This is a genomic window from Paenibacillus vortex V453 (assembly GCF_000193415.1).
GTDB lineage: Bacteria > Bacillota > Bacilli > Paenibacillales > Paenibacillaceae > Paenibacillus_AQ > Paenibacillus_AQ glucanolyticus.
On sequence record NZ_ADHJ01000013.1, the window covers coordinates 1 to 26,996 of the forward strand.

Annotated in this window: 22 protein-coding genes; 18 read left to right on the forward strand and 4 right to left on the reverse strand. The window is 50.7% G+C overall.

Going from position 1 to position 26,996, the window contains the following annotated elements:
* Nucleotides 1-481: 481 nt before the first annotated feature.
* Both PVOR_RS06155 and PVOR_RS06160 read right to left on the reverse strand, forming a co-directional pair.
* Nucleotides 482-1,351, reverse strand: coding sequence for a hypothetical protein (locus tag PVOR_RS06155; protein ID WP_234972797.1), 870 nt, complete (start codon nucleotides 1,349-1,351; stop codon nucleotides 482-484).
* Nucleotides 1,352-1,508: 157 nt separating this feature from the next.
* Nucleotides 1,509-2,405 carry a LysR family transcriptional regulator gene (locus tag PVOR_RS06160; RefSeq protein ID WP_052649262.1) on the reverse strand — a complete coding sequence of 299 codons (897 nt, stop codon included), beginning with the start codon at nucleotides 2,403-2,405 and terminating at the stop codon, nucleotides 1,509-1,511.
* A 189-nt stretch (nucleotides 2,406-2,594) separates the two neighbouring features.
* On the opposite strand from PVOR_RS06160, the gene PVOR_RS06165 reads away from it, so the two are divergent.
* The 12 genes from PVOR_RS06165 (at nucleotide 2,595) to PVOR_RS06220 (ending at nucleotide 18,727) form a co-directional block, all read left to right on the forward strand.
* Nucleotides 2,595-3,629, forward strand: coding sequence for an ABC transporter ATP-binding protein (locus tag PVOR_RS06165; protein ID WP_006208255.1), 1,035 nt, complete (start codon nucleotides 2,595-2,597; stop codon nucleotides 3,627-3,629).
* A gap of 21 nt (nucleotides 3,630-3,650) precedes the next feature.
* The gene (locus tag PVOR_RS06170) at nucleotides 3,651-4,715 is read left to right on the forward strand and encodes an ABC transporter substrate-binding protein (RefSeq protein WP_006208256.1); all 1,065 of its coding nucleotides are present in this window, start codon (nucleotides 3,651-3,653) and stop codon (nucleotides 4,713-4,715) included.
* 61 nt (nucleotides 4,716-4,776) lie between these two features.
* Entirely contained in the window at nucleotides 4,777-6,447 is a 1,671-nt protein-coding gene (locus PVOR_RS06175; protein ID WP_040680287.1) for an ABC transporter permease, read from the forward strand.
* Nucleotides 6,444-7,760, forward strand: coding sequence for an MBL fold metallo-hydrolase (locus tag PVOR_RS06180; RefSeq protein ID WP_006208258.1), 1,317 nt, complete (start codon nucleotides 6,444-6,446; stop codon nucleotides 7,758-7,760). Before PVOR_RS06175 ends, PVOR_RS06180 begins: the two co-directional genes overlap by 4 nt.
* 246 nt (nucleotides 7,761-8,006) lie before the next feature.
* Nucleotides 8,007-8,987, forward strand: coding sequence for a ketoacyl-ACP synthase III (locus tag PVOR_RS06185; protein ID WP_006208259.1), 981 nt, complete (start codon nucleotides 8,007-8,009; stop codon nucleotides 8,985-8,987).
* A 328-nt stretch (nucleotides 8,988-9,315) separates the two neighbouring features.
* Entirely contained in the window at nucleotides 9,316-10,659 is a 1,344-nt protein-coding gene (locus PVOR_RS06190; protein ID WP_006208260.1) for an ABC transporter substrate-binding protein, read from the forward strand.
* A 119-nt stretch (nucleotides 10,660-10,778) separates the two neighbouring features.
* Complete coding sequence (locus PVOR_RS06195) at nucleotides 10,779-11,735, forward strand: carbohydrate ABC transporter permease (protein WP_006208261.1); 957 nt, start codon at nucleotides 10,779-10,781, stop codon at nucleotides 11,733-11,735.
* Nucleotides 11,732-12,595: a carbohydrate ABC transporter permease gene (locus PVOR_RS06200; RefSeq protein WP_006208262.1), complete on the forward strand. Its 864-nt coding sequence runs from the start codon at nucleotides 11,732-11,734 to the stop codon at nucleotides 12,593-12,595. Before PVOR_RS06195 ends, PVOR_RS06200 begins: the two co-directional genes overlap by 4 nt.
* 80 nt (nucleotides 12,596-12,675) lie before the next feature.
* The gene (locus tag PVOR_RS06205) at nucleotides 12,676-14,397 is read left to right on the forward strand and encodes a cache domain-containing sensor histidine kinase (protein WP_006208263.1); all 1,722 of its coding nucleotides are present in this window, start codon (nucleotides 12,676-12,678) and stop codon (nucleotides 14,395-14,397) included.
* A 17-nt stretch (nucleotides 14,398-14,414) separates the two neighbouring features.
* Entirely contained in the window at nucleotides 14,415-15,758 is a 1,344-nt protein-coding gene (locus PVOR_RS06210) for an ABC transporter substrate-binding protein (RefSeq protein ID WP_006208264.1), read from the forward strand.
* 23 nt (nucleotides 15,759-15,781) lie between these two features.
* Nucleotides 15,782-17,380, forward strand: a complete 1,599-nt coding sequence (locus PVOR_RS06215; RefSeq protein WP_006208265.1) for a response regulator — start codon at nucleotides 15,782-15,784, stop codon at nucleotides 17,378-17,380.
* A gap of 375 nt (nucleotides 17,381-17,755) precedes the next feature.
* A complete protein-coding gene (locus PVOR_RS06220; protein WP_006208266.1) occupies nucleotides 17,756-18,727 on the forward strand; it encodes a ring-cleaving dioxygenase in 972 nt (323 codons plus the stop codon).
* A 92-nt stretch (nucleotides 18,728-18,819) separates the two neighbouring features.
* Here PVOR_RS06220 and PVOR_RS06225 read toward each other — a convergent pair whose 3' ends face one another.
* Nucleotides 18,820-19,776: a helix-turn-helix transcriptional regulator gene (locus tag PVOR_RS06225; protein ID WP_006208267.1), complete on the reverse strand. Its 957-nt coding sequence runs from the start codon at nucleotides 19,774-19,776 to the stop codon at nucleotides 18,820-18,822.
* Nucleotides 19,777-19,905: 129 nt separating this feature from the next.
* Here PVOR_RS06225 and PVOR_RS06230 point away from each other — a divergent pair, with 129 nt between their 5' ends.
* Nucleotides 19,906-20,799, forward strand: coding sequence for an SDR family oxidoreductase (locus PVOR_RS06230; protein WP_006208268.1), 894 nt, complete (start codon nucleotides 19,906-19,908; stop codon nucleotides 20,797-20,799).
* Nucleotides 20,800-20,968: 169 nt separating this feature from the next.
* Here the strand turns inward: PVOR_RS06230 and PVOR_RS06235 are convergent, their stop codons facing one another.
* Nucleotides 20,969-21,226, reverse strand: a complete 258-nt coding sequence (locus PVOR_RS06235; protein WP_006208269.1) for a GlsB/YeaQ/YmgE family stress response membrane protein — start codon at nucleotides 21,224-21,226, stop codon at nucleotides 20,969-20,971.
* A gap of 205 nt (nucleotides 21,227-21,431) precedes the next feature.
* On the opposite strand from PVOR_RS06235, the gene PVOR_RS06240 reads away from it, so the two are divergent.
* From PVOR_RS06240 to PVOR_RS06260, 5 genes are all read left to right on the forward strand, one after another.
* Nucleotides 21,432-22,166, forward strand: a complete 735-nt coding sequence (locus PVOR_RS06240; RefSeq protein ID WP_006208270.1) for an acyl-[acyl-carrier-protein] thioesterase — start codon at nucleotides 21,432-21,434, stop codon at nucleotides 22,164-22,166.
* A gap of 63 nt (nucleotides 22,167-22,229) precedes the next feature.
* Nucleotides 22,230-22,928 (forward strand): response regulator transcription factor, encoded by a 699-nt coding sequence (locus tag PVOR_RS06245; protein WP_006208271.1) that lies wholly within the window; start codon nucleotides 22,230-22,232, stop codon nucleotides 22,926-22,928.
* Nucleotides 22,925-23,905 carry a sensor histidine kinase gene (locus tag PVOR_RS06250; RefSeq protein ID WP_006208272.1) on the forward strand — a complete coding sequence of 327 codons (981 nt, stop codon included), beginning with the start codon at nucleotides 22,925-22,927 and terminating at the stop codon, nucleotides 23,903-23,905. Before PVOR_RS06245 ends, PVOR_RS06250 begins: the two co-directional genes overlap by 4 nt.
* 370 nt (nucleotides 23,906-24,275) lie before the next feature.
* Complete coding sequence (locus PVOR_RS06255; protein WP_006208273.1) at nucleotides 24,276-25,046, forward strand: ABC transporter ATP-binding protein; 771 nt, start codon at nucleotides 24,276-24,278, stop codon at nucleotides 25,044-25,046.
* Nucleotides 25,021-26,949 (forward strand): ABC transporter permease, encoded by a 1,929-nt coding sequence (locus PVOR_RS06260; RefSeq protein ID WP_006208274.1) that lies wholly within the window; start codon nucleotides 25,021-25,023, stop codon nucleotides 26,947-26,949. The genes PVOR_RS06255 and PVOR_RS06260 overlap by 26 nt, the downstream gene beginning before the upstream one ends.
* Nucleotides 26,950-26,996 lie beyond the last annotated feature (47 nt).

Here is a 26,996-nt window from a genome sequence, read left to right on the forward strand (position 1 = left end):
ATCGCATTTTTGACGATATAAGCTCAATCTGGTCCGTTAGAATTTCAATAGCTTCATTTTTCCGCGAATAGCGTCATCTAAGTCCGTTAGCGATCAAGAAGAACACCAAAAGTGGCTTTACAGTAGTGGCTTTACAGTAGTGGTTTGCGTCTGTAGAGATCAAGAACCCCGAGAACGATTTTCTGAAAAGATGGGCTTCATCAGCAGTAGAGGGGGCCAGTAGTCGATTTCAGTAGTCGATTTCGGCAGCAGTTTCTAGTAACAGTCTTTAGTAACAAGTCTTCAGCAGTACTTGCAACTAGTTTTCCAAAGGTAGATCATCCGTGACACTTTCCCATAGCAGTCCCCAAACCCAACCTCCACTAACAAAACTCACTGCGTACGTTAGTCATTATGAGGTGGTTACATGGAGGAGATGGCAACGAACAGAAGGACGCCCAACAAGACCTAAGGTCTTTGCGGACGTCCTTTTTTTCCAAAATTAATATCTTTCCAAGATCAGCTGAGTTTTCAAGCCATCGATCGGGAGGAGCCAGTCGTTAGACATCAGCGTGTCCATAAGTTCGGTTCGAAGTTGGGAGGCAACCGAAGCATCAGCTGTTTTGAATGAGATTTCAATCAGATTCTCGGTTCCTGTGCCCTCTGCGTTGCGAATAGGCCATACTTCAAGGCTCATCTTCTGCCCCTCCCACGTGCCTTCGTAACGATAGAAGGTCAGCGGACCATGAAGGCGGGACTGTGAAAGCTTTTGTTGACCCCAATCGGGGGAGGACCATTTTTTGAGTTTACCGGGCAGTTTATCCAGCAGCAAAGCCAAGGATTCCTGCTCCGATGGAAGCTGTGTGCCGGTTGTTGTGGTGTTCACCTTCTTGGTGTTAGAGAAGCTAAGCGTTTGTTTGCCGTATCCCCAATCAATCTCTGCCTCGTAGTTGTCATCCGAAGCATCAAAGCCCTCACGGTTTGCCAAGCTTAGCGCGGCGTTAATATCTCCGTTTAGGATGGGATACCGTTTTTTATAGGTAAGCTCGTAGTTATCCTTGTCCTCTTTTTTGCGGAAACGGACATTCCAGCCTTCGGCATCCAGTTCCAGATGGTTCGTGTCATAGTAAGCTACCCCGATTACTTGGGGAACAGAAGCCAGTCCGAATGTCTGAATGACGTCATTCCGAAGACTCCCGCTGGTTCCTAGAACGGCTTCGGGTTTGGCAAGGAACTTCACTTCATAGGAAGGCACGGCATTGGCAGCGGCTGAAACTTGTGATGCGTGGAGTCCGGTCACACCGCTTCCCAGGGCCACGAAACTTACCATGAAAGACAATGTCAGCTGTTTCCATCTTCTCAATACAATCACTCCCATAAGCTGGATTTAGGTTCAATCCTACTTTAAGCGTCGATTGATTGTTAGCTGTTAACGGAGAGGATGAACTGTATAAAATATCCATAGAATTATTGAATAGCTGCATCCATTTTATATTCGCTCGCTGCCCGAAATAAATATCCTCGCTTTATTAGAGTGCCTGCTCCAATTGTTTGCCCATCTCCCGCAGCACCTCCTGAAAACGATGAATTTGCACGGAAGGAAGACGGTCCTGGTTATGAACGCTGTAAATATGCCGGGATGCCCTGTGACCGGGAATCGGCAGGACGTGCAGTAATCCCTGCAGCCGCTCCCGCTGCACAGCCATTCGCGACATAAAGGAGACATGATCGCCCAATAACACAAGCTGCTTGATCGCTTCCAGTGAGTCCAGCTCCACGGGACTCCGCATATGCAGGCTGTGCTGTTGCAGCCAAAGATCCGTCAGCTGCCTTGTGCTGGATTCGCTTCCATGCAGGGCAAAGGGCGTGCGAACAATGTGTTCGGGCTGAAGCATATCCGATTGTATGAGTGGATGGCCTGGGGAACATATCAAGGTTAAATCATCCTTGCACAAGGATTCAGCTTGCAGGCCGAAACCCGTAAAGGGCTCTGACGAAATGATGCCCATGTCAATCTGGTGCCGGACCAGCATATCACGGATAACCGGTGAAGGTTTAACGGATAAGGATATCCGAATGCCGGGAAATTCACGGGAAAAGGTATTCAAGATCGCGGGCAGCAGATAGGTCGCGGGGACATAACTGGCTCCAATATGGAGTGTTCCTCGATACAAGCTGTCGTACTCCCGGACGACCCGCTCGGATTCCCTGGCAAGCGAATTTATTTTAACCGCATAATGCAGCAGGGCTTGTCCGGCTTCGGTGAGAAATGTTTTTCCGCTTCGGGATTCGAACAATCGGACTTGCAGCTCTTCCTCCAGTGACTTCATATGAAAAGTAACGGTTGGCTGCTTGATGCCGAGTATCTCCGCAACGCTGGTCATATGATGATGACGGTCGATCAGTTCCACGATTTGCAGCTTCATCAGATTCACGTTTGCATCTCTCCCTTGGGTGTTAGTTGTTCCTTATTTATGCTCTCTATATAGATTTAATCTATGAGTATCAACAGAATTCAAACAAAAAGTTAATTCTGTGTTTACATTAGTCTAATACAACGCTTAAACGTGAGCATTACACTGGAAACAGCTTAAGAAGACAGGCAGGGATCGAAAGTGGAGATTGAAATCAGGGGCATTCATAAGTCGTTTCAAGGTACAGCCGCTTTGCTGCCTACCGATATAACGCTGCGTCATGGTCAATTCACAACATTGCTGGGGCCGTCCGGCTGCGGCAAAACGACACTTCTCCGAATGATTGCAGGGCTTGAACAGCCGGACGGAGGAGAAATCTACGCGGAAGACCGGTGTATTTACTCGGTGCACCAAAGAGTTGACGTTCCTGTGCACAAACGGAATTTTGGGATGGTCTTTCAAGATTTCGCTCTCTGGCCTCATATGACGGTATACGAGAATGTGGCGTTTGGATTAAAGGCGGCGAAGCATAAAGCGGATCTCCGGCAAAAGGTAACCGAAGCACTGGCTATGGTCCGCTTGCAGGGGATGGAGAACCGTTATCCTCACCAGCTGTCCGGCGGACAGCAGCAGCGGGTTGCTTTTGCCAGAGCGGTAGCTATACGTCCAGCTCTCGTATTGTTTGATGAGCCTTTAAGCGCGCTGGATGCGGTGCTTAGGGAGGAGATGCGGATCGAAATGATGTCACTGGTGAAGGACATGGGACTGACTGCGCTTTATGTGACCCATGATCAAGTTGAAGCCATGTCGATGTCGGATGAAATTGTGGTCATGCGGAAGGGGGAGGTGCTGCAGCGGGGAACCCCGGAGACCATATATGAAGCGCCAAGCCACCCGTTCGTGGCTTCGTTTATCGGCAAGTCCAACTGGCTGACGCCTGATCAGACGATGGTGAGGCCGGAGCATGTGACCTGGAACAGAAGCAGCACAGAGGATTTATGCTATCAGGCAACGGTGCTGAGTGTCAGCTATGTAGGCGAGCGATATGAAATCCGGCTGCAGTTGGACGAGTCGGATAACAAGTGGACAGCTTATCTGGACAAGAGAGTGGTCATTGGGGAACGCGTTAATCTGTACGTTTCTCCCCGTTGTATATGCCGGATGGATGAAGGCTCATTTCAAGGTAGAAGTACGCAACAAAATACAGCAGAACAGACGCCTGTTGTCGCAGGCTAATGATGAAAGGGAGTTGGGGAGATGAAGGGTCTGAAGTTGGGAAAAAAAAGCACGCTGTTATTATTGACATCGGTAATGAGTTTGAGTTTGTTTGGATGCGGGAGCGCGCCGAGCGGCGATTCGGTTAAGCCCGCTCAGGATAACAGCCAGCCGTCCGAATCGGGTACGGCTGCAGCAAGCGGTAAGCTCGTATTGTACAGCGCAGGACCGCAGAAGCTTGCCGACAATATCGTGAGCGGATTTGAAGCCAAGACCGGCGTGAAGGTCGAGATGTTCCAAGGCACAACAGGCAAAATATTGGCGCGAATGGAAGCGGAAAAATCAAATCCGGTCGCGGACGTTGTCATTCTCGCTTCGCTTCCGTCCGCACAGGCGTTGAAGGCGGATGGATTGACATTGCCTTATCCGGAAGCCGCCAATGCGGACAAGCTGAATAAGGATTGGTCTGACGCGGAAGGAAACTATTTCAGCACAAGCGCATCTGCACTGGGGATTGTATACAACACTAATCTGGTATCAACGCCACCGCAAAGCTGGGCGGACCTGGGTCTGCCGGAGTGGAAGGATGCCGTCAACATTCCTGATCCAACGCTGTCGGGATCCGCGCTTGATTTCATCACCGGGTATTTGAGTGTAAAAGGCGATGCAGGCTGGGAATTGTTCGAGAGTTATAAAGCCAATGGCACCGCGATGGCTGGGGCGAATCAGGAAGCGCTCGACCCGGTGATCACCGGTGCCAAGAGTATGGTTGCTGCCGGCGTGGATTATATGGCATATTCGGCCAAAGCCAAAGGGGAGCCGCTTGATATCGTATATCCGGCAGAAGGAACCGTTGTGAGTCCAAGACCTGCGGCGATTCTGAAATCCAGCCCGAATGTGGATAATGCGAAGGCCTTTATTGACTACTTGCTGTCTGACGAGGCACAGAAACTGGTGGCAGAAGCTTATCTGATTCCGGGCCGCGAGGATGTGGAGGCTGAGGGACGCACCAATCTGAAGGATATTCCGGTATTTAAGGTGGACTGGTCCTGGATGAATGATCACGGGGATGAAACGGCCGCGCGTTTTTCCGAGGTATTCAAATAAACCGTTTAAAAGTGAATCACGTAAAAGGCATGTGAGGTGAACAGCGGTGAGACCTGTCATCATGGACAGTCAGACATTTTTTCGGAAACTGGGCGTTATTCTCGCCCTGTTTCTTCTTATCATAAGCATTGGCGTGCCACTGCTCCTTATATTCTGGCAAAGCATATACCCGGAACAGCACTTGGATTGGCTGGCTCCGATACGAACGATAGCGGGCCATGAGCTGTCCGGCATATTGCTGCAGTCCATTTGGCTCGGAGTATGCGTGGTGGCAGGATCAACACTGTTCGCGCTTCCGCTCGCGTGGATTATGGCCAAGACCCGGCTGGGAGAGCATCGGTGGGTGGATGTGATTCTGATGATACCGTTCATGACCCCGCCGTATATCGGTTCGATGGGCTGGATTCTATTCATGCAGAAGGGCGGATATTTACAGCAATGGCTGCCGGGAGCAGCGAGGTGGAGCGAGTCATTCTTCAGCTTCGGGGGCATGGTGCTGATTATGAGCCTGCACTTGTTCCCTTTCCTGTACCTGCTTCTGCGGGATGCGCTGATTCGGATCGGCGGCAATCTGGAGGAGGCCGGCGCGGTTCACGGCGCAGGCGCAGGGTATCGGTTCAGAAAAATTATCCTGCCGCTGCTGTTATCCTCTTACGGCATGGGCGCGATGCTGGTGTTTGTAAAAACCATTGCCGAATTCGGCACACCGGCAACATTCGGACGACGTATCGGATATTATGTGATGACTTCGGAAATTCACAAATATATATCAAGCTGGCCGATTGATTTCGGTAAAGCCACCTCGCTTGCCTCAGTACTGCTGTCCGTCTGTCTGGTGATGTGGTACATGCAGTCCACGGTCAGCCGGAGATTTACCTATCGCCTTGTCGGAGGTAAAGGCCAGCGCTCCAAAAGATATTCGCTGCGCGGCAGCAAAGGCGCAGTCAGCGCGCTATATATCGGGCTGCTGCTAATATTGTCGGTTGGAATCCCCTATTTTTCCGTCATTGCCGCTTCCTTGATGAAGCTCCGGGGAGCCGGATTATCTATAGATAATTTGACGCTCGATCATTATAAGGAACTGCTGTCATGGGGATCTGTCAGCCTGAAAGCGCTTGGTAACAGTCTGGGATTGTCGCTTGCGGCATCAACGGTGGCGGTTGTATTGGGTACTGGATTTGCCCTAACGATTGGCAAGTCCCAGGGGCGGATGCAGCGGGTCATTGATCTGTTTAGCCTCCTGCCCAACACGGTGCCCGGGATCGTGATGGTGGTCGGATTGATCCTGTTCTGGAATGCACCATGGATGCCGTTGACGCTCTATAATACCTATGGAATGGTCGTTCTTACTTATGTTGTATTGTTCCTGCCGTACACGGTGCAGTATGTGAAGGCCAGCTTTACGCAGATTGATGGCACCCTGTTTCAAGCAGGCCAGGTATTCGGAGGCGGTCCGCTGCTTATACTGCGGCGGATTCTGCTGCCGCTGATTATGCCGGGTATGCTGGCGGGATGGATTATGACGTTCACGATTGCGTCGCGGGAGCTGGTTGGGTCACTGCTCATTCTGCCGCCTTCGATGCAGACATCGGCTACGTATATATTTGCCCAGTTTGAGCAGGGCCAGGTGTCTCTCGGCATGGCTATGGCGGTGGTCTCCGTCGGAATGACGGTGGTGCTGCTGCTGATGGTCGAAGCCATGAATTCTAAAAGAAAGTGGAATGCATCATGATGAAACTGACAGTGTGGGGCGGTGCGGGCGAGCATGGCCGCTCCGCCTATTTGCTGAGCGGCAATCGGGTCCATTTGCTGCTGGATTGCGGTGTTATGAAGGAAGGAACCGGGGTCTATCCGATTATACAGCCGGAGCAGGTTCCGCAGCTTAATGCGGTGTTTCTGTCTCATGCTCATGAGGATCACTCGGTGGCGATTCCGCTCTTGTATCGCCTTGGATATCAGGGGGAGGTATGGACGACCCGGGAGACGGCGGCACAATTAACGGCCTATTTCGCCTCCTGGCGGGAGTATACGGAACGGGTGGGCGAGAAACTTCCCTATAGGGAAGAAGATCAGCGTGCTATCCGCTATCGGTTTCTGGAGGAAGAGGCGAAGAGGTTGACATGGTTTGACGCGCTCCCCGGTGTTAAGGTGATGTGGGGGAGAAGCGGACATTTGATGGGCTCTGTCTGGTTGCTGGTAGAGGCCGAAGGAAAACGGATCTTCTATTCGGGCGATTATACCTCGGAATCTCTGCTGCTGGAGGACGATAACCCCACACTTGCAGACACGTCATCCGCCATGCTGCTGGATCTGGCTATTGTAGATGCAGCTTACGGGACGGATGCTCATTCACAGGCCGACAGGCTGAGGCAATTGGAGCAAACGATTCAGAGCACGCTGCAAAGCGGAGGAAAAGTGTTATTGCCGGTCCCGGCTGTGGGTCGGGGTCAAGAAATGATTCTCTGGGCATCCCGAAATTGGGGGCATATCCCGATCGTGACTGAAGCTCCGCTGATCGAAGGGATGAAGCGGCTGCTTTGCCGTTCGGAGTGGCTTCGCAGCACGGATTCCGGTCAGGGAATGAAAAGCGAGCTTGAGTTATTGCTGAGCCAAAATAATTGGATTGTACCCGGTAGCGATGCAGAACGCGAGTCATGGCTTGAGAAACAGGGAGCCTCGTTGTGGTTCGTAACCGACGGAATGATGCAGTCGGATCTGGCACAGTGGTACTACCATCGGTTTTCCAGAGATTCCCGGAACCTGGTTCTGCTCACTGGGCATGTTTCTAATGGAACCTTTGGACAGCGTCTCCTTCAGCATCCAGAGGATTACGGGGATTGTTCTGTTATGAAAATCAGGTATAAAGTGCATCAGGGTCTGGCGGACGTTCGGCAGATGATAACCGCTATACCGGCGCAGCATACCGTGCTTGTTCATGCAGACAAAGCAGAAACGGACCGGTTACGAGTCCGTCTGGTCGAGGAATTAACCGATCCCCATATTCACATTCACTCCATTTCGGTGGGTGAGGAAGTACACTTCTAATAGTTGGGAATCCAGGAACCTCTGTCGCTTCATTGGCGATGGAGGTTTTTTGCTTGTGTTTCATAGATTACCACGTAGGGTTCTCATGGCCTTATAGGCTGTTCGCGGGATTCTCACAGCCTCCATTCGCCTGTGTTTAGAGGGATGTGAAGTTGGTGAAGGGTAATCATATCTGCATATAAAATAAATTAGTACCAAGTACTAGTACTTGGTGATATAATGATTATAAACTTGGAGGTGTGTATGATGAGCCAATCAAAATCAAGGATTACAGCAATCGGGACCTATGTACCTGAACGGATATTAAGCAATGCGGATTTAGAGAAGATGGTCGAGACCAGCGATGAATGGATTGTTCAGCGCACAGGCATGCGGGAACGTCGGATAGCTGCTCCGGATCAGTTCGTGTCTGACCTTGCCATTCGTGCTGTGCGAGATATGGTTGATCGGTACGGTGTTACCGTGCAGGATGTCGATATGATTCTTGTGGCTACAAGCACGCCGGAATATTCTTTTCCAAGCACGGCCTCTCGCGTGCAATCGAAGCTGGGCATAACCAGTACGGGGGCACTCGATCTGAATGCAGCTTGCGCGGGATTTGTATATGCACTTCAGATGGCCGACGGATTAATATCCGGGGGAGCCTACAACAAGATACTCGTCATTGGGGCGGAAACCTTATCGAAGATTACGGATTACACCGACCGAACGACATGTGTTCTGTTTGGGGACGGTGCTGGCGCTGTACTGCTGGAGCGGGATGAGGATTCGCCGAGCATTGCAGCTTCCATATCAGGTACGTTTGGCGAAGGCGGCATTCATCTGTACAAGACAGCCCTTTCCGAGCAGATGGACGGAGCGGAGTTAAAGAGCGGGTGTCTTGTTCAAAATGGCCGTGAGATATATAAGTGGGCCATTCGGAACATTCCGGAGGGTGTCCGTACCTTACTGTCCAAAGGGGGCATGACCGCGGACGAAGTGGATTGGTTCGTACCGCATAGCGCCAATCTTCGCATGATCGAAGCGATCAACGAGCGAGGGCCTTTTTCAATGAACCGAACGTTAACCAGCGTTGAGTACCGGGGAAACACATCGGCAGCCTCCATTCCGCTTGCGCTTCAGCTGGCCGTGGATGAAGGACGCTTGAAAGCAGGAGACCATGTGCTGCTCTATGGATTTGGCGGGGGAATGACCTATGCCGGCTCCATCGTTAAATGGACGATATGATCTCTTGCATGATATAAGAAATCGACCTGTCATGGACAGGCGCCAAGTTCCGAAGGAATACGGAAAGGCAGCATAGGTAAAACCACCACCACCGCAGGAATCATCCGGCTGTCAAAGGGCTCATCAGTCCGAGAGTTTCACATCTAAAATATCCGTAAGACCGCTATCGACATTCGATATGCGGTTTTTTTGTGGTGGAATTACGAAGTGGACAAACGTGAATCGTAATAAATTCAACTCAAATTCGAAAGTTTGCCTCCTCAAAATTTGGTGCCGCTTTCATTAGACTATAAAAGAAAAATACGTTTGATGGAAGAGGGGTAGAAGAATGAAAAGGTTTAAATCATGGAGTTTGCTGCTCATGAGTATCATCATGGTGTTCTCGCTGGCGGCGTGTGGAGGCGGCAACGGAAGCAAAACGGCTGAATCTCCGGGGGGAGGCAGCACCGAAGAGAAGGACAATACGAAGGAAGAAGCACCATCTACAGAGAAAATCGAGCTGTCCTTCTGGTCATTGGGTACGACCAATTATGAGGATCTGGCTAAGGAATACACCAAAGAGCATCCGAACATCACGTTCAAATTTCAGAATACGTCGGACCAGACGGCGCATCACAACAATCTGACAACGGCGTTGTCCGCAGGCTCTGGCGCACCTGATATTTTTCAACTTGAGATTGCCTTTATGGAACGCTTTATTAACAACCAGGATAAGTTCTATAACCTGTATGATCTCGGTGCCAAAGATGTAGAAGGCAACTATCTGGAATGGAAATGGAAGCAAGCCACATCGGTGGATGGCTCGTTCCAACTGGGTCTTCCTACAGACATCGGCCCTACGGTTGTATACTACCGTACCGATTTGGCTGAGCAAGCGGGACTGCCTACGGATCCGGACGGGTTCAGCGCTGCGATTGATTCATGGGATAAATTCGCAAGCGTGGCCAAGGAATTCACAGGCAAAACGGGTAAACCGTTTGCTGACCTGACGGATTTGGTATACAACGGGGTTCGCGACCAATCGCCGGATCAAATCTATTTCAACAAAGAAGACGGTTCCTTTATAGGAGATACGAACCCGCAAGTGAGAAAAGCTTATGACTTTACGGTCAAAGGGATTCAGGAGGGCTGGATCGGCAACTGGATACTGTGGTCCCCTGAATGGCAAAAAGCGATTAATGATGGAGACTTCGGCGTTATGCTCGGCCCGGCCTGGATTGCCGGTACTATTCGTAATGCCAAGGACACCGCAGGCAAATGGCAAATTGCCCAGCTCCCTGAAGGAGCAGGCAACTGGGGCGGATCGTTCCTGACCTTGCCGAAGGAAGGCAAGCATTCGAAGGAAGCGTATGAATTTATCTCGTGGGTGCTGAACCAGGAGAACCAGCTGAAATCGTTTAAGGATAGCGGCTTATTCCCGTCCATTCCTGCGGTTTACAGCGAGCCTTCCTTCACGGAAGAGAAGGATGAATTCTTCAGCGGTCAGGTTATTTCCGAAGCATATGCCAAGTCAGCCGAGCGTATCAAGCCGGTGTATTACGGACCGCTGCATGACCAGACCGATACCATTATCAAGAACGCGCTTAAGAACGTGCTGGAGAAGAAAGCGGACCCGCAAAAAGAGTGGGAAAGCGCAATGAAACAAATTAAGACACTGGTCGATCGCAGCTAAGAAACTGAGGATAAGCTTTCGCTTAGCTCGTTCATATCAAGTGATGCATCCGAATCCGAGATGGGATATAGCCCTCCCCTCGGCTTCGGATTTATCCTTACCCACCTGGAGGTGCATTTATGGCAGACACAGCAACGGCAAAGTCATCGCAATCCGTGCCGAAAAAGCGGCGCTTGTTGACGGAGACCGTGCGCAGCCGGTTTACGGCGTATACGTTTATATCTCCATTTTTTATACTGTTTGCAATCTTTGGACTCTATCCGATTGTATTTACCATCTATCTATCCTTCTTCAAGTGGGACGCACTCGGACCGATGAAATATGTCGGGTTCAAGAACTACGAGCTGATTACAAGTGACCCGACATTCTGGATCGCTTTCAGCAACACACTCATTATGGCGTTGATGGGAACCGTGCCGCAGCTCATTGTGGCATTATTTGTTGCGGTTATGCTCAATTCGGCCCTGAACAAATTCAAGAACACGTTCCGCATTCTATATTTTATGCCGAATATCACGTCCATCGTAGCCGTCACATTGGTGTTCAGTACCATGTTCGGCAACAACGGGATGGTGAATTGGATGCTGAATACCTTCGGTGCGGAGAGCGTTCCGTTCAATTCCGGCTGGTGGGGAGTCAAAATCGCGATTTCGTCCATGGTGATGTGGCGCTGGATGGGTTATAACGCCATTATTTTTCTGTCGGGGCTGCAGAGCATTCCGACTGATATCTATGAAGCGTCCAAAATCGACGGCGCAACCCGGGGCCAGCAGCTGCGCTATATTACACTGCCGCTCCTGCGTCCGTTTATCCTGTTCGTTACCCTGATATCGACGATTGGTGCGCTTCAACTGTTTACGGAGCCCTATGTCTTCCTCGGTCAGTCCGGCACAGGCTCTACACGTCAGGAAGGGGTAACGATGGTAACGTATCTGTATAATGAAGCATTTAAGAACGGTTTCTTCGGTACGGCTGCGGCAACGGCGGTCCTCTTGTTTGTCGCCACCATCCTATTCTCGGTATTGAACATGATGCTGGGCCGTGAAGGCGGGGAGACGGGAGGTAAAAAAGCATGAGTTCAGTTGCCATAAGCCGTAAAAAACCGGATGAACCCGGTGTAATCGCAAAATTCTTTTTCTATCTGTTAATGATTCTGGGTGCGCTTGTATCGATCTTCCCGTTCTACTGGATGTTCGTTGTGGCTACCAATGACAAGGATGCGGCATTCCATATTCCGCCGCTGCTCACACCAGGAACGCAGTTCCTGGATAACTTCTCACGCGTGCTGGAGCGCACGGATTTCTTCAGAGCCTTGTTGAATTCCGTCGTTGTGTCGACATCGGTTACAGTGTCCGTTGTGTTCCTCTGCACGCTGGCAGGGTATGCTTTTGCGAAGTACGAGTTTCCTTTGAAGAAGACGCTGTTTGTATTTGTCATTGCTACCATGCTCGTGCCGGCTCAGTTAGGCGTGCTTCCACAGTATGTCATTATGGCCAAGCTGCACTGGATCGACAGCTACAAAGCGCTGATCGTCCCGGCCATGGTCAATGCCTTCGGTATTTTCTGGATGAGGCAGTACATCACATCTGCCGTTCATACCGAGCTGATCGAAGCGGGGCGGATTGATGGCGGCGGACATTTCCGGATCTTCTGGAATATTGCCATTCCTGTTGTGACGCCTGCGATGGCCACGCTTGGGATATTGAATTTCATGAATGTGTGGAATGATTTCTTCTGGCCGCTCGTCGTATTGAAAAACCGAGAGAATTACACCATTCAAATAGCATTGCAGCAGCTGTTCACCAATAAGGACGGCCTCGACTTCGGGATGATCATGTCGGCAACCTTCACGGCAACACTGCCGCTGCTTATTGTTTTTCTGCTGTTCAGCCGCTATGTCATCGCGGGTCTGACATCAGGCGCCATAAAAAGTTAAAAGGCGCGGGAACTTTGACAAGGAATGCCACCTGCCATGAAGAATAATAGACATAGTAGAGTGGAGGGAGGAAATGGTTCATGAAACTCCGCCGAAAGATTTTGCTGGCTATTATTCTTCTGGTCTTCATCCCGGTCATTGCGCTGGGCGGTGTTTCTTATTACAGCTTTTCGGAAGCGATGGAGAAGAAGTCGAATGATTTCTACTGGATTTCGCTCTTGGAAACGGACCGGAAGCTGAAGTTTGCCTTGAACGAAATTACGACGATTTCGAACTCCGCGATTACCCAGCAATCGGTTCAGCAGATGCTGAAGCAGCCGGACTACGCGGTAACCTATGACCGGAGGCAGGAGATCAACAATCTGATCAATCATCCGATGATTGCCTCGTTTGCTTTTTATTCGAATGATCAATTGATTTATCATACAGATGGCGGAATGGAGCTTGCTGAGCTGAGGCGGCAAGATTGGTATGAAGCGGTCGTGAAGGCAGAGGGTCGCCCCGTATGGGTCGGTCCCGGAGAGAACGGCTCTGCTTCATCCGGTGCTCCCGTCTTGATTCAGTCCAGAGTGATTAAGGACTATTACTCTCTGGAGGATATCGGGACGGCTGTGATTTACGTGAAGCCGGATCTCCTCGACCAAGTCTTCTGGGAGGCGGCAACGCTGAAGCAGGGCGATATTTTGCTGGTCAACAAGCAGGGCCATATCGTATTTACGAAATCAGGCGAGCATATCGGGGAGCGGACGGAATTTCCGTTTCTCTCGGACAGTTATACGAATGGGAAAGGATACTATGTCGATCCATATTTAGATGAAAAATCGCTCATCACGTATTCCCCTTCTCATAATAAGGAATGGTTTCTCGTCGCCATCACGCCAAGCAAACTCATCTCTGCCGAATCGGTCTCCATCCGTAACCTTGCCTTGATCCTGGGATTGATCTCGCTGCTGTCGGCGTTTCTGTTCGACCGTTTTTTTGTGCGCAGAATGGTCCGCAGCATCATCAGTGCGGTGAACGGGATGAAGCGAGTGAAGCAGGGAATATTCGTTCCGATCCCATCGCATCATGCGGCAGAGGATGAGACGGATCTGTTAATCGACGGATTTAACCGGATGAGCTCGCAGATCCATGAGCTGATTGGTCAGGTCGAGATGGAGCAGGCCCGGAAGAAGGAAGCGGAGCTGCAGGCGCTTGTCGCTCAGATCAATCCGCATTTCATATATAATTCACTGGAATCGATTAACTCGATGGCTGTCCTTCAGGGCAACAAGGATATCAGCAAAATGGTGGTCTCCCTGGGTAAGCTGCTGCGCATCAGCATCAGCGAGCATCATGAGCTGATCCCCCTCCATATGGAGCTGGAGCATGTCCAGCATTATATGCGGATACAGAAATTCCGGTTTGAAGAGAAGTTTGAATACGGAATTGAGCTTCCGGATTCGCTGAAGCACTACGTTACGCAGAAGCTGATTGTACAGCCCATTGTGGAGAACGCTTTATACCACGGCATTGAGCCGATGGAGGACAGCGGCTATATCTCCATCAAGGTGTCGGAGGACCATGAGGATATCGTAATTGACGTGGAGGATAACGGGCCGGGGTTCGATCCGGAGACATTGATCAAGCTGTGGAATACGGATCAGGGACAGCTGAAGAAGTATCGGGAAAACGGAGTTGGGCTGAAAAACGTGCACGAGCGGCTGCGGATACGGTTTGGCAGCCGTTACGGACTTATGATCTGTTCTTCCCCCGGTCACGGTTCATTGATACGAATTCGTATTCCGAAAATACTGACATGACAAGGAGGCGGCGCAGCGTGAGATGGTTTTGGAATTGGGGCTGGATTGTAGGCTATGCCACTCTGCTCGCGCTCTCTGTTGTGTGGGTTACAGTGCAGAACCAGGGACCGGCCCAGGAGGCGCAGCCGGAGAAAATCACGCTGACATTCCGGCATTTCTGGAACAAGGAGCATGACAAGCCGGTGCTGGCTATTTTTGAGAGTGTCGTCCGCACTTATGAGAAAGCGCATCCAAATGTGAAGGTGAACTTTGAAAGCATCGATCAAACAATCCATCGGGAACAAAAGCTGAAGAGCGAGATGGTCACCGGGACGCCGCCGGATATGTTTGTCCTGTTTGGCGGAGCTGAAATTGTGCCGTATGCCAGATCCAACCGGCTGATGGATTTAACGGAATTTCTGGAGAATGCCGGCTTGAGGGAGCAGTTCAAGGATCTGCACCACTGGACCTTTAATAACCGGGTCTATGGTTTGCCTTTTGAGGGCCATGCGGAGCCGATCTATTATAATCGGGCTTTATTCCAGAAGCTGCATCTGGAGCCTCCGAAGACGATGGAAGAGCTGGATGAAGTGATCCGGGTACTCCAGGCGAACGATAAGATCCCTTTTGCATTAGGGAATGAAGATCGGTGGCCGGCAGGGATTTTTGCCCATTATTTCATGGATCGTTATGCGGGACCGGAACTCATCGACAGGCTGGTTGAAGGAGAGGATGGCGTTAGCTTTCAGCATCAGTCGTATTTGAAGGCCTTTGAGAAGTTGGAACAGTGGATCAGCGAAGGGGCGTTCAGTCCCCATGCCAACGATCTCTCCACCGAGGAAGCCATCGCTCAGTTTACGGAAGGGAAGGCAGCGATGTATCTGAACGGCAGCTGGGATATTACATTGTTTCGCAATGAGGATCATCCGGATTTTCAGAATGAGGTGGGGGTTATCCCCTTCCCATCCCTGCATTCCGGAGAGGAACGGTCCTTGGCAGGTGGTTACACCATTGGCATCGGACTTTCCTCGGATTTGGATGAGCCGAAAAAGCAAGCGGCCCTGGAGCTGCTGGGCATGTTCTATACCACGGAGGTACAGACCCGGCTGGTGTATGAAGGGCTGCGCGTTCCTTCCATGAAGATAACCTATGATTCCAAGAAAACCGGTCCGGTATTTGCCCAGGTTACGGAGCTGATGGAGGATTCTGCGAGTACCTTCCTCCCGTATGACAACAAGCTATCGCCTGAAGTGAACAGTTCATTCCTTAAAGTGATCGAGGACATGATTGGAGAACGGATCGATGCTGACAATGCGCTGGAGCAAATTCAGAAGTCCTCGATACGCTATTGGCAGCTTAGACGGAACACGGTGACGGAGTAACCATAAAGACAGGGGGAGAAGCCATGAGCGGAGCGGACGGTAAATTCAGAGTGATGCTGGTCGATGACGAGCCTATCATCCTGCGCAGTCTAAAGGCAGCGATTCCCTGGGATGAGCTTGAACTGGAGGTCGTAGGGGAGGCGAAGAGCGGGGATAGCGCTCTGAAGCTGGCGCGCGAGGTATCGCCGCATATGATCATTAGCGATATCCGCATGCCGGGAATGGACGGCATCACACTCATGAAGGAACTGAAGGCGGATCAGGCGCGTCGGTTGATCATATTTATTAGCGGCTACGGTGAATTTGAATACGCGAGGGAAGCATTGCGCGAAGGGGCTTTTGATTATTTGCTCAAGCCGATCGATCACGATGAGCTGACCGAAACGATTGCCAGAGCAGCCAGAACCCTGGAGAAGCAAATGGCGGATGATCAAATGCTTCACTCGATCAAGGTATTATCCCTGTTGGCTCGGGAAAGGATGCTAACGGAGTTCATCGAGGGCAACCGGAGTCCGCTCCAGCATATGCAGTGGCTGGAAGACAGCGAATTGGAGCATGGCTACACGATGGCTGTCATTCAACTGGATCACTATTTGCGGCTTAATGAGCAGTGGAGCATGGATGAGAAGCGTCTATGGCTCTTTGCCGTGCGCAATGTTCTGGAGGAATGGTCCGTGCAGCATGGAGGGCTGACGGTATTTCCTTTCCGCAGCGGGGAATGGGTGCTGTTGTTTCCGAGTCTTGCGAGGGAGCGACAGGAGGACATTGGCCGGGATCTTGTTCAATTGATCAAGCGCAACACCAAGCTGTCCTGCTCTGTTGGCTTCAGTTCCAGCATGGCGGGGATCGACCGCTTGGGAACGGCTTATGAGACGGCAGTACGCGCGTTATATCAGCGCTTCTATTCCGGTGAAGAAGGTGTGTTTATCGGTACTGCGGATTCAGTTATGGAAACGGCCAGCGAAGCAGGATACCCGAAACATCTGGAGTCGCTGATGGTCGAAAGCATCCGCACGCTTCATAAGGAGCGTTTGCTGGAGCTTTTTGATGAGACCAGGGCTTATATAGAGGAGCATGCATTCAGCAGGGAAATGACTGAGCGGGTATTGCTGGAGATGAGTGTTGTGCTGTATCGGCAGTTTGAGCATATGAAGGTTCTGTTTGAGTGGTCGTTAGAGGAGCTGCTGCAGGAGCTTTATGCTTCCGGCACCCTGCAGCAGCTGATGGATGTCATCAAGAATCATTTCAGCAAATGGATTGCACAGAGCCGATCGGGGCAGGCCAAGGACAATGTTCAGGCTGTGATGGGAAAAGCCAAGGAGTACATTGCGGACAATTATCAGAAGGATCTCAGCATTGAAGAGGTTTCGGAGCTGGCGGATTTGAGCATCAGCCATTTCTGCACCTTGTTTAAGGGAACAACGGGATATACGTTTCTGGAATACTTGACGGAGTGCCGGATTGAGAAGGCGAAGAGCATTCTGCTGAATACGGATGTGAAGGTGTACCAGGTGGCACCGCTTGTAGGGTACCAGGATCCGCGGTATTTCACGCAGGTATTTAAGAAAATAACAGGCAAAACCCCTTCCGAGTATCGGGAAGAAGCGACATCCAAGACATAAAAGCGCAAGGATCCTCCATGGAGTTCAAGATCCAAACTTGTGAGGATAGCATTCGGATCCCAAATAGCGTAACAAGGAATAAATAACAGATCCATTCTTCCGGCTGCAATGACGGGAAAAGGGAGTCTGTTATTTTCATTTTAAATATCTTAATATTAAGACTTGACGATGACTAAGTTAAATATTAAACTGAAATTAGCAAAGATCCAGCCGCTGCGATGGAGCAGCGATAGAAGAAAACAGCGGCCAAAGCGCAGCTGCCTGTATAAAGAGATTGTTTTCGAAGCATCGTCTAGTCTTAGCGTATATGTGCTTACAATGGTGAACATGATTTCGTTTATTAGAGAAAAAACATTATAGATGGGAGTTGAGGTCATGAAGTTCAAAGGAATTCATCACGTGTCCGCAATTACAGCAGCAGCTTCGCAGAACTTCGAGTTTTATACAAAGGTGCTGGGCATGCGGCTGGTCAAGAAGACAGTAAACCAGGATGATGTCTCCGTGTACCACTTGTTTTATGGCGACGAGAAAGGAAATCCGGGAACCGAGCTTACCTTCTTCGAAATTCCGATGGCTGGCAGGACCCGTGAGGGAAACAACAGTATTTCGGCAACCTCCCTGCGAGTGCCCAGTGACCACGCGTTGGAATATTGGACCGGGAGACTGGACGAATACGGCGTAGAACGTGAGGAGATACAGGAACGTGCCGGTCGATTGACACTGCTATTCAGAGATTTCGAGGGCCAGCGGATCATTCTGGTTTCGGATGAAAATAACAAAGGAGTTCCTGGGGGCATTCCTTGGGAAAAGGGGCCGGTTCCGGCAGAATACGCCATCATCGGTTTAGGTCCGGTGCAGCTGACAGTACCTCGTGTGTTACAGACGGTTAAGGTATTGACGGAGCTGATGGGCTTCCGTTATAAAGGGCAGTATGCCTCGCCTGTAGACGGGCAGCCGGATATCCTTGTATTCGAAACCGGGGAAGGCGGTACGGGCGCAGAAGTTCATGTCGAGGAAAGAACAGACCTTCCACAGGAACGCCTTGGACGAGGCGGTGTTCATCACGTTGCATTCCGCGTCGAGGATGAGGAAGAGCTTCGTTCCTGGATTGACCGGATTGGGGATGTGGGATTCTCAAATTCGGGATTTGTCGATCGTTTCTACTTCCGTTCCTTGTATTTCCGGGAGCCTAATGGCATTTTGTTCGAGGTGGCTACCGACGGACCTGGATTTGACACGGATGAGCATATCGATCATCTTGGCGAATCCCTGGCGCTGCCGCCGTTCCTGGAGCCGAAGAGGGAGCAGATCGAAGCCAACCTGAAGCCCATCCATACCATTCAATAAATCCGGGCTCACGGGATTAACCTAAAAAAGCATCAGGCAAGCCGCAATTTTTGATGGGCTTCCTGATGCTTTTTTTCATATTGCTTATGAATTCACTGTTGATAGAGCCGAGCAATGGCAGTCGCAGCCGAGCTGACATGCTCACGGAGCTCCTGGGGTGCAAGCACCTCGATTTCCGCCCCGCAGCTTAAGAGAAACGCGGACGCAGATTCCAACGTATTGAATTCCAAATCGGCCGTTATCCACCCTTCCTGCGGGTTCTGCGTGTCGCAATGAATGATTTTCACATATCGCTCCCGCTCAAAACGTTTGATTAGAGAAACGGTCATTCGAACCTGTGCCGGATATTGCGGTAGATTCTGCATGAACCGTGTCAATGATTCCTCCCAATACTGGGCCAAGTCAAAATCAGCCGGACGATGAAACGTCTCATCGGTCATCACGGCATCCACGATTCTGGATACGCGGTAAGTCCGCAGTTCGCCTTGGGATTCTGCCACCACATACCATGTGCTCCGCTTTGCAACCAGTCCGAGGGGAAGGACGATTCTCTCGACACGCTCCTCTCCCTTCATATAATGAATGCGGAGTACGCGATCCAGCCATACTGCCTCCTGAAGCACCGTAAGGTACGGATGCGATTCACGGTAAGCGTGCCAGCCAGCGCCATCAATATGGATTTTCTCCCGAATGATTTCGGCATCCTGCCGAATGGAGCGCGGGGATGAAGCCAATAATTTCTGATAAGCGGCATCAAACTGTTTGCCTATGCCTAAATCTCCGATCAGCGGGCTATGGCTGGAAACCAGCAGGGAGATGAGTTCGTCAGGCGTCATGCCCGTCAGGTTTGTACGATAGCTCTCCTCCAGCACCCAACCGCCGTGGGAACCTCTCTCCGCATAAACGGGAATGCCGGCCGAGCTCAGGCTTTCCATATCGCGTATAATCGTTCGCTCCGATACCTCGAGCTGCTCCGCCAAATAACGGGTGTTCTTTTTACCACCGTTCTGAAGCATCAGCATGATGGACAGTAAACGGTCGGCTCTCATATCGTGTCACCTCTTTTAAGAACTGTAGAAGATAAATGTATTGTAGCATGGATATAAGACAATGGATGTCATATAAGCCTGATAGGATGAAGGTGTTGAGAAAATCTGTTATATGATGGAGGTTACGCTATGATTAACGAAAATCGTAAGCCGCTACAAGGCAAGGTTGCTGTCGTTGCAGGTTCGACGCGCGGTGCGGGTCGAGCTATTGCGGTTATGCTGGGTGCGGCGGGGGCAACGGTGTACTGCACAGGACGGAGCGTACGGGGACAAGCATCGGATATTAAGCGATCAGAGACCATTAACGATACGGCGGATATGGTGACAGAGCGGGGAGGGACCGGAATTGCCGTGCAATGTGACCATACCGTGGAAGAGCAGGTGAAGGCTCTGTTTGAGCGAGTTCGTGAGGAGCAGGATGGGCGACTCGACATTCTTGTCAATGATATATGGGGTGGCGAGCATCTTACACACTGGAATGTTCCGTTCTGGGAACAGTTCCTGTCCGATGGGTTGTTAATGCAGGAGCGTGCGGTTACCACGCATATGATCACAAGCTATTACGGTGTTCCACTCATGGTAGATAATGGAAGTGGATTGGTCATTGAGGTTACGGATGGCTCTACTTACCGATATCGCGGGAACTTGTATTATAGTTTGGCCAAAATATCGCCGATTCATCTGGCAGAAGCAATGGCAGAGGAACTGCGCCCCTATCATGTAACCGTGTTATCCGTTACACCCGGATTTCTGCGTTCCGAACAAATGCTGGATCACTTCGGTGTTACAGAAGAGAATTGGCAGGATGCCGCAACGCAAGAACCGCATTTCATCGCGTCGGAGACGCCGTATTTGCTGGCGCAGGGGGTTGCGGCGCTGGCGGCTGATCCGGATGTTGCAGCCAAGAGCGGTAGAGCGCTGACCAGCTGGGATTTGTCGGATGAATACGGCTTCCGCGACATTGACGGCCGCAGTCCGCATTGGGGCCATTATGCGAAGGAGCAGGGTCTTCCCATATCGTAAGAAGATACGTAAAAACAGGGTGCCTATAGCCATGGCGGCGAATAGGCACCCTGTTTTGATGGGTAAAAATGTTCCTTTGACTTAGCATTTAGCGGTACCGCTGTGAGAACGTCTGTATCGGCAATAGCGGTACATCGCAGTGGAAGTCAAGGTTTTAGACTTCAGCTCATTACGAGCGGCCGCGTCTCATCGAGCCCATGATCAGGCTGACGATAAAGACAAGGACGACGGCACCAATCAGGGCAGGCAAGATGAAGAAACCTCCCATTTCCGGTCCCCAAGACCCGAGCAAAAGTCCACCCAGCCAAGCACCGACAAAACCAGCAATGATGTTACCGATGATACCGCCGGGAATGTCTCTGCCCATAATCAAACCTGCTATCCAACCAATGATACCGCCGACAATTAATGACCAAAGAAAACTCATGTTTATCACCTCGTATAAGTTATAGTTGTTTGTGCCTTACTATTAACCAAAGAAGTGACTTTTAAACCGGATTGATCCCGAACATTGATAAAATCATTTTTTTCCAGCTAACAAAAGGGAGTTGTTCTTTTGATAAATAGAGGGCTTTTGATTATGCTTGAAGTATCATGAACGTGAAAATTATAAAGGAGTTGGCATGAGGCTCATGGCAGAGAAATGGATAGAAGAATATACTATTCAATCCGTTGATGCGGATTTTCGGGGGGATTGCCGCTGGTCCTCGCTGCTCAGTATTTTGCAAAGGGCGGCAGACCGGCATGTCGAGGCGCTTGGGATCAGTCGCGAGGAGATGATTGAGCGGGGGATGGGCTGGATGCTCATTACGCTTGAGCTTGATATGGGGCGAATGCCAAGGGATATGGAGACCGTCCATGTCGAGACCTGGAGCCGCGGCTCCAAGGGGGCTCTGTGGCATCGGGATTATCGGATAAAAAATGCTGACGGAGAAAAGCTGGGTGAAGCCCGCTCGGTATGGGCGCTGGTGGATATTCACAAACGGAAAATCCTGCGTCCCTCCATGTTCCCGTATGAGGTGCCGATCGGTAAAGAATCGGTAGGAGAGCTGCCAAACAAAGCCGTATTGGCTGAAGGCGTGCAGCTTGCAGAGGCCTATACGTATAAAGTTCGATACAGTGGAATTGATGTGAACGGGCATCTGAATAATGCCCGGTATGCGGATCTGTGCTTCGATGTGCTGGACGAGCAGGAGCTACAGGAAGGGAAAGTGACGGGCTTCAAGATTACATATCACAACGAGGCCAGACTCGGAGATACGATGCTCCTCAGCCGTTCGGCTGAAGAGAACAGCAGGGTGTATGTGCAAGGCACTTCACCTGACGGGATAAACTTTTTTGAAGCGGCTATCGTTAGGGAACCATAAACCATCAGGCTGCTAATCCGGATAGGAGGGGAAGTGCCTGACGCTGCACGGAGGGAGAGCCGGATGTACAAAATCATGGTCGTAGAGGATGACCCGAAGCTGGCGGGGTTGCTGCAATCGCATATCGAAAGGTACGGCAACGAAGCGATTATTGTTGAGGATTTCGATCAGGTGCTGGAACAGTTCCAGGAGCTGAAGCCGCATGTGGTTCTGCTGGATGTGAATCTGCCGAGCTTTGACGGATACTATTGGTGTCGTCAAATTCGGTCGTTATCCACCTGCCCCATTATTTTCATATCTGCCAGAAGCGGAACCCCGGATCAATTAAGAGCCCTTGAGAACGGAGCGGACGATTATATTACGAAGCCATTTGCCTACGATATCGTCATTGCCAAAATCCACAGTCAGTTGCGGCGCGTATATGGCGATTATGCGACAGCATCCGCCGAACGTACGGTGGAGAAGGACGGGCTTGTCCTGTATCCCGAGCGAATGGAGATGAGTTTGGACGAACGGACCTCCGTTCTCACGAAAAAGGAAACGATTCTCCTCGAGACGCTGCTAAGCCGGAGTCCCCGCCTTGTTACGCGCGAGACCATTCTGGAGAAGTTATGGGATGATACCTTTGTTGACGATAATACGCTCAGCGTCAATATTAACCGGGTACGGAAACGGCTTGCCGAGCTGGGCATTGAGGATGCCCTTGAAACGGTCCGCGGCTCGGGATACCGACTTCATACGGTGTGGAAGAGGCAGTCATGAAAAAGCTGTTCTGGCGAGAGCATCTGCCGCTGATTATGTTCACGCTTGCAGCGCTGTTTGTGGTGCTGCTCGTTTTCTGGTATGACGGTTATGATCATCCGGTAACAGCTGCCTATGCGGTTTTTCTTGGTTTAACCATTCTGGGGGGATATTTGGCTTTCCGGTATTTCACGCACCGGGATTTCTATGAGCGGCTGTCACAGCCCATCCGATCGCTGGAGGAATCGATAAAGCATAATGAATCCGCTCCCCTGCCAACCGCTCTCAGCGAGCTTATGGAAGAACAGTACCGTCAATACCGCACGGTCATGGAGGAGTGGGAGCGACGGCGCAAAGAGCATATGATCTTCATGAATCAGTGGGTGCATCAGATGAAAACGCCGCTCTCGGTCATTGAGATGATCACGCAGGAGGACGATAACGATTCGTTCAAGAGCATTTCCGAGGAATCCGACCGAATCCGGCGGGGGCTTGAGATGGTGCTGTATATGTCCAGGCTCGAAACTTTCGAGCAGGATTTCAGCGTAGAGCCGGTGCATCTGAACCAGATAGCTGTCGACGCGGTTCATGAGAACAAGCGCTTCTTCATCCATAGTCATGTATATCCCGAACTGCTGGTGGATCCAGACCTTATGGTTCAGACGGATGCCAAGTGGCTGCGGTTTATTATGCTGCAGCTGCTCTCCAATGCCATTAAATATTCTGCCGGTACCGGATTCAAGGTGACGATTCAAGCTCGCCGCTCGGAGGATGGCCGTCATGTGATGCTGGAGATCACGGACCGGGGAATGGGAATTCCAAAGTCCGATATGAACCGGGTGTTCGACCCGTTCTATACCGGGGAGAACGGCCGCAAGCTGAAGGAGTCCACAGGCATGGGCTTATACCTCGTCAAGGAGGTCGTCCAGAAAATGAACCACCGGATTGAGCTGGAATCCGAGCCGGGGAAAGGCACAACCGTGAGGCTGATTTTCTAGGGATGAGGCTTATTTCATTGATCGCGTTATTCTCGTTAGAGATGCAGCTGCGGGAAGATCAAGCATGATTCTGTTCCGCTCTGCGCCCCGGATTTGTCATATCGAGGCTGTACTGGAGCCATAGCAAGCCATAGCATACAAGCTGTTAAGCTAGGAGCCTTATCTCGGGAAATGACTTCGGTTGAAGACATCTGTCAGAGATAAGGTTTTTTCTTATGGTTAAGTATGTATTGACGTCTTTCAGATTTGGGGAAAAGTGAATCTTACACCGATGTAAGACTGGTGAAAGAGTGATCGATAGGAGAAGGCCGGGGGATGCTATACACTAACCTTACAAGATTACGAAATAACGAGAGTGAGGTTTAACAAGATGGAAATATTGAACGTCCGCAATCTGGGCAAAGTCTACAAGGCTGCGGTGTCACACGAGGCGCTTTCCAATATCAATTTGAGCATCGACGAAGGGGAGTTCGTTGGCATTATGGGACCTTCCGGCAGCGGGAAAACGACGCTGCTTAACATGATATCCACCATCGACCGTCCCACATCCGGTGAGATCAGCATTGGCGGGAAAGATCCGTTTCGTCTGTCACAGGATCAATTGGCGATGTTCCGCCGCCGCGAGCTCGGGTTTGTCTTCCAGTCCTTCAATCTGCTTAATACACTGACCGTGAAGGAGAATATTCTGCTGCCACTGGCGCTGGACGGTGTCGATCTGGACGAGATGAACCGACGGGTCGGCGTGCTGGCAGAGAAGCTGGGCATTACATCGATTCTGGATAAGCGGACCTATGAAATTTCAGGGGGACAGGCACAGCGGACAGCTGTAGCGCGGGCGATGATCCACGTTCCGAAGCTGGTGCTTGCGGATGAACCGACGGGGAATCTGGATTCCAAATCCGCGCGCGACGTCATGGAGATCATGGATCGCAGAAACAAGGAAGACAAAGTGACCATGCTGCTGGTCACCCATGATCCGGTGGCCGCAAGTTACTGCAATCGGGTGGTGTTTATCAAGGACGGTCAATTGTACAACGAGATCACGTACGGTGACAGCCAGTCGGCTTTTTATCAGAAAATTATCAACGTGTTATCGCTGCTGGGGGGTTCGGGACATGAATTTTCGCCAGTTCGCCATTAATAATGTCCTGCGCAGCAAGCGCACATATATCGCCCACTTTCTGAGCAGTGCCTTCTCTGTCATGATTTTCTTTACTTATGGCCTGCTCTCGTTTCACCCGCAGCTCAAGGACGGCTTGGTCTCCTCCAGTGGAACCCTGAGCATGCTGGGAACCATGGGCATGACGGTATCCCAATATATTGTGTTTGTCTTTTCATTCTTTTTCCTGCTGTATTCCGTTGGGGCCTTTATCAAGGTTCGGAAGAAGGAATTCGGCATACTGATGATACTCGGAATGTCCCGCAAACAGTTGAATCGGATGCTGTTTATCGAAAATATTTTGATTGGCGCTGCTGCGATCATCGCCGGTATGGGAATCGGCATGCTGTTCTCAAAGCTCATTCTGTTAATCAGCGCCAAGCTGATGGCTGTGGATCAGGGCCTGCCGTTTTATTTTCCACTCCAAGCGCTTGTGATGACGGCAGTGGCTTACGCCGTGTTGTTCTTGCTCATTGCCTTGTTCTCCTCGCTTATGCTCCGTAAGGGCACGCTGCTCGCTCTTGTCAAAGCGGAGGAAAGCCCCAAGCCCCAGCCGAAAGCCTCACCCTGGCTGGCTGTGCTCGCCGTTTTCCTGATTGCTGCGGGATACGGCATGGTTATGGCCTTTGCCATTCTCCAAATTTTCAATCTATTGCTGCTGCTGGGCGGTGTTGTATTGGTCATCACTGGCACGTATTTTCTCTTCACCCAGTTCAGCGTTTATTTCATGCGGTACTTGCAGAAGAGGGAACGATTCTTTTTTCGCAAAACCAACCTGCTGACGGTATCGGAGCTGCTGTACAGAATCAAGGACAATGCAGTGATGTTTTTCCTTGTATCGGTCATTTCGGCATCCGCCTTTACCGGCATTGGGACGACGCTGGCGATTGGGGATCCGGGCTTGTCTGCGATGGAGAACCCTTATGCTTACACATATTCCATGTATGACGAGGATGAGGATAAAGGGAATCGGCATCTGGATATCATCAGGGAGGAGCTCAAGAAGGGAGGACTGGATTATAAGGAGGCAGAGGTTACCCCGATTTTCACGGATAACGGGGTTAAGCTGATTAAGCTGAGCGAATATAACGGTCTCATTCAATCGCTGGGTTACCCGGCAGAAACATTGGGCGATCTGGAAGGAATTCTGACTCCGGGAACGGTCTCGGAGAAGAACAGCTACCGCATCGACGGTCCTTTGTCTGATCAGTTCGAGGTATTAAACGGCAAAACATCGGAAATCGTCAAGGTGCTCAAGGCCGAAACGTTCATTGCGGTACCCGAAAGCTACGGGGAGACGCTGGTTGTATCCGACCGCTTGTACGAGGATGCGCTGCAGGCACAGCAGGACCAAGAATACGGCTATGCGGCCTACCATACATTTTACGTGCAGGATTGGAAGAATACCGGGGACGTGTCCAGATCGATTCTGGAACGTTTTAACGAGAATGAAGACAACAGCTATTATCTAAAATCGTTGTATTTCGATTGGAAAAACGCCCAGCAGCAGAACGGCATCTTACTCATGGTAAGCGGATTGGTTGGCATCGTCTTCTTTACCTTTGCAGCAAGCTTTGTCTATTTCCGCCTGTATGCGGATCTTGCACGGGATGAACAGCAATATCGCATGATTGCCAAGGTCGGTCTCAGTAAAAAAGAGCTTGGCATCATCATCACCAAGCAGCTTGTCATCATGTTCTTCCTTCCGATGCTCATTGCACTGATCCATAGCGGCGTTGCCTTCGTTGCCCTTCAGCAGCTGGTCGACTTCTCCATTGTAGGTCACAGTTTGAAGATTTTTATCTTCTTCCTTAGCATACAGATCATGTATTTCTTTATTACTCGATGGCGTTACCTGGAGCGTCTCAACAAAATGATTCAGTAGCATTCCCCTGTTTCCTCGTTGAAAAGTGTCAAAACGGGTATCTTATT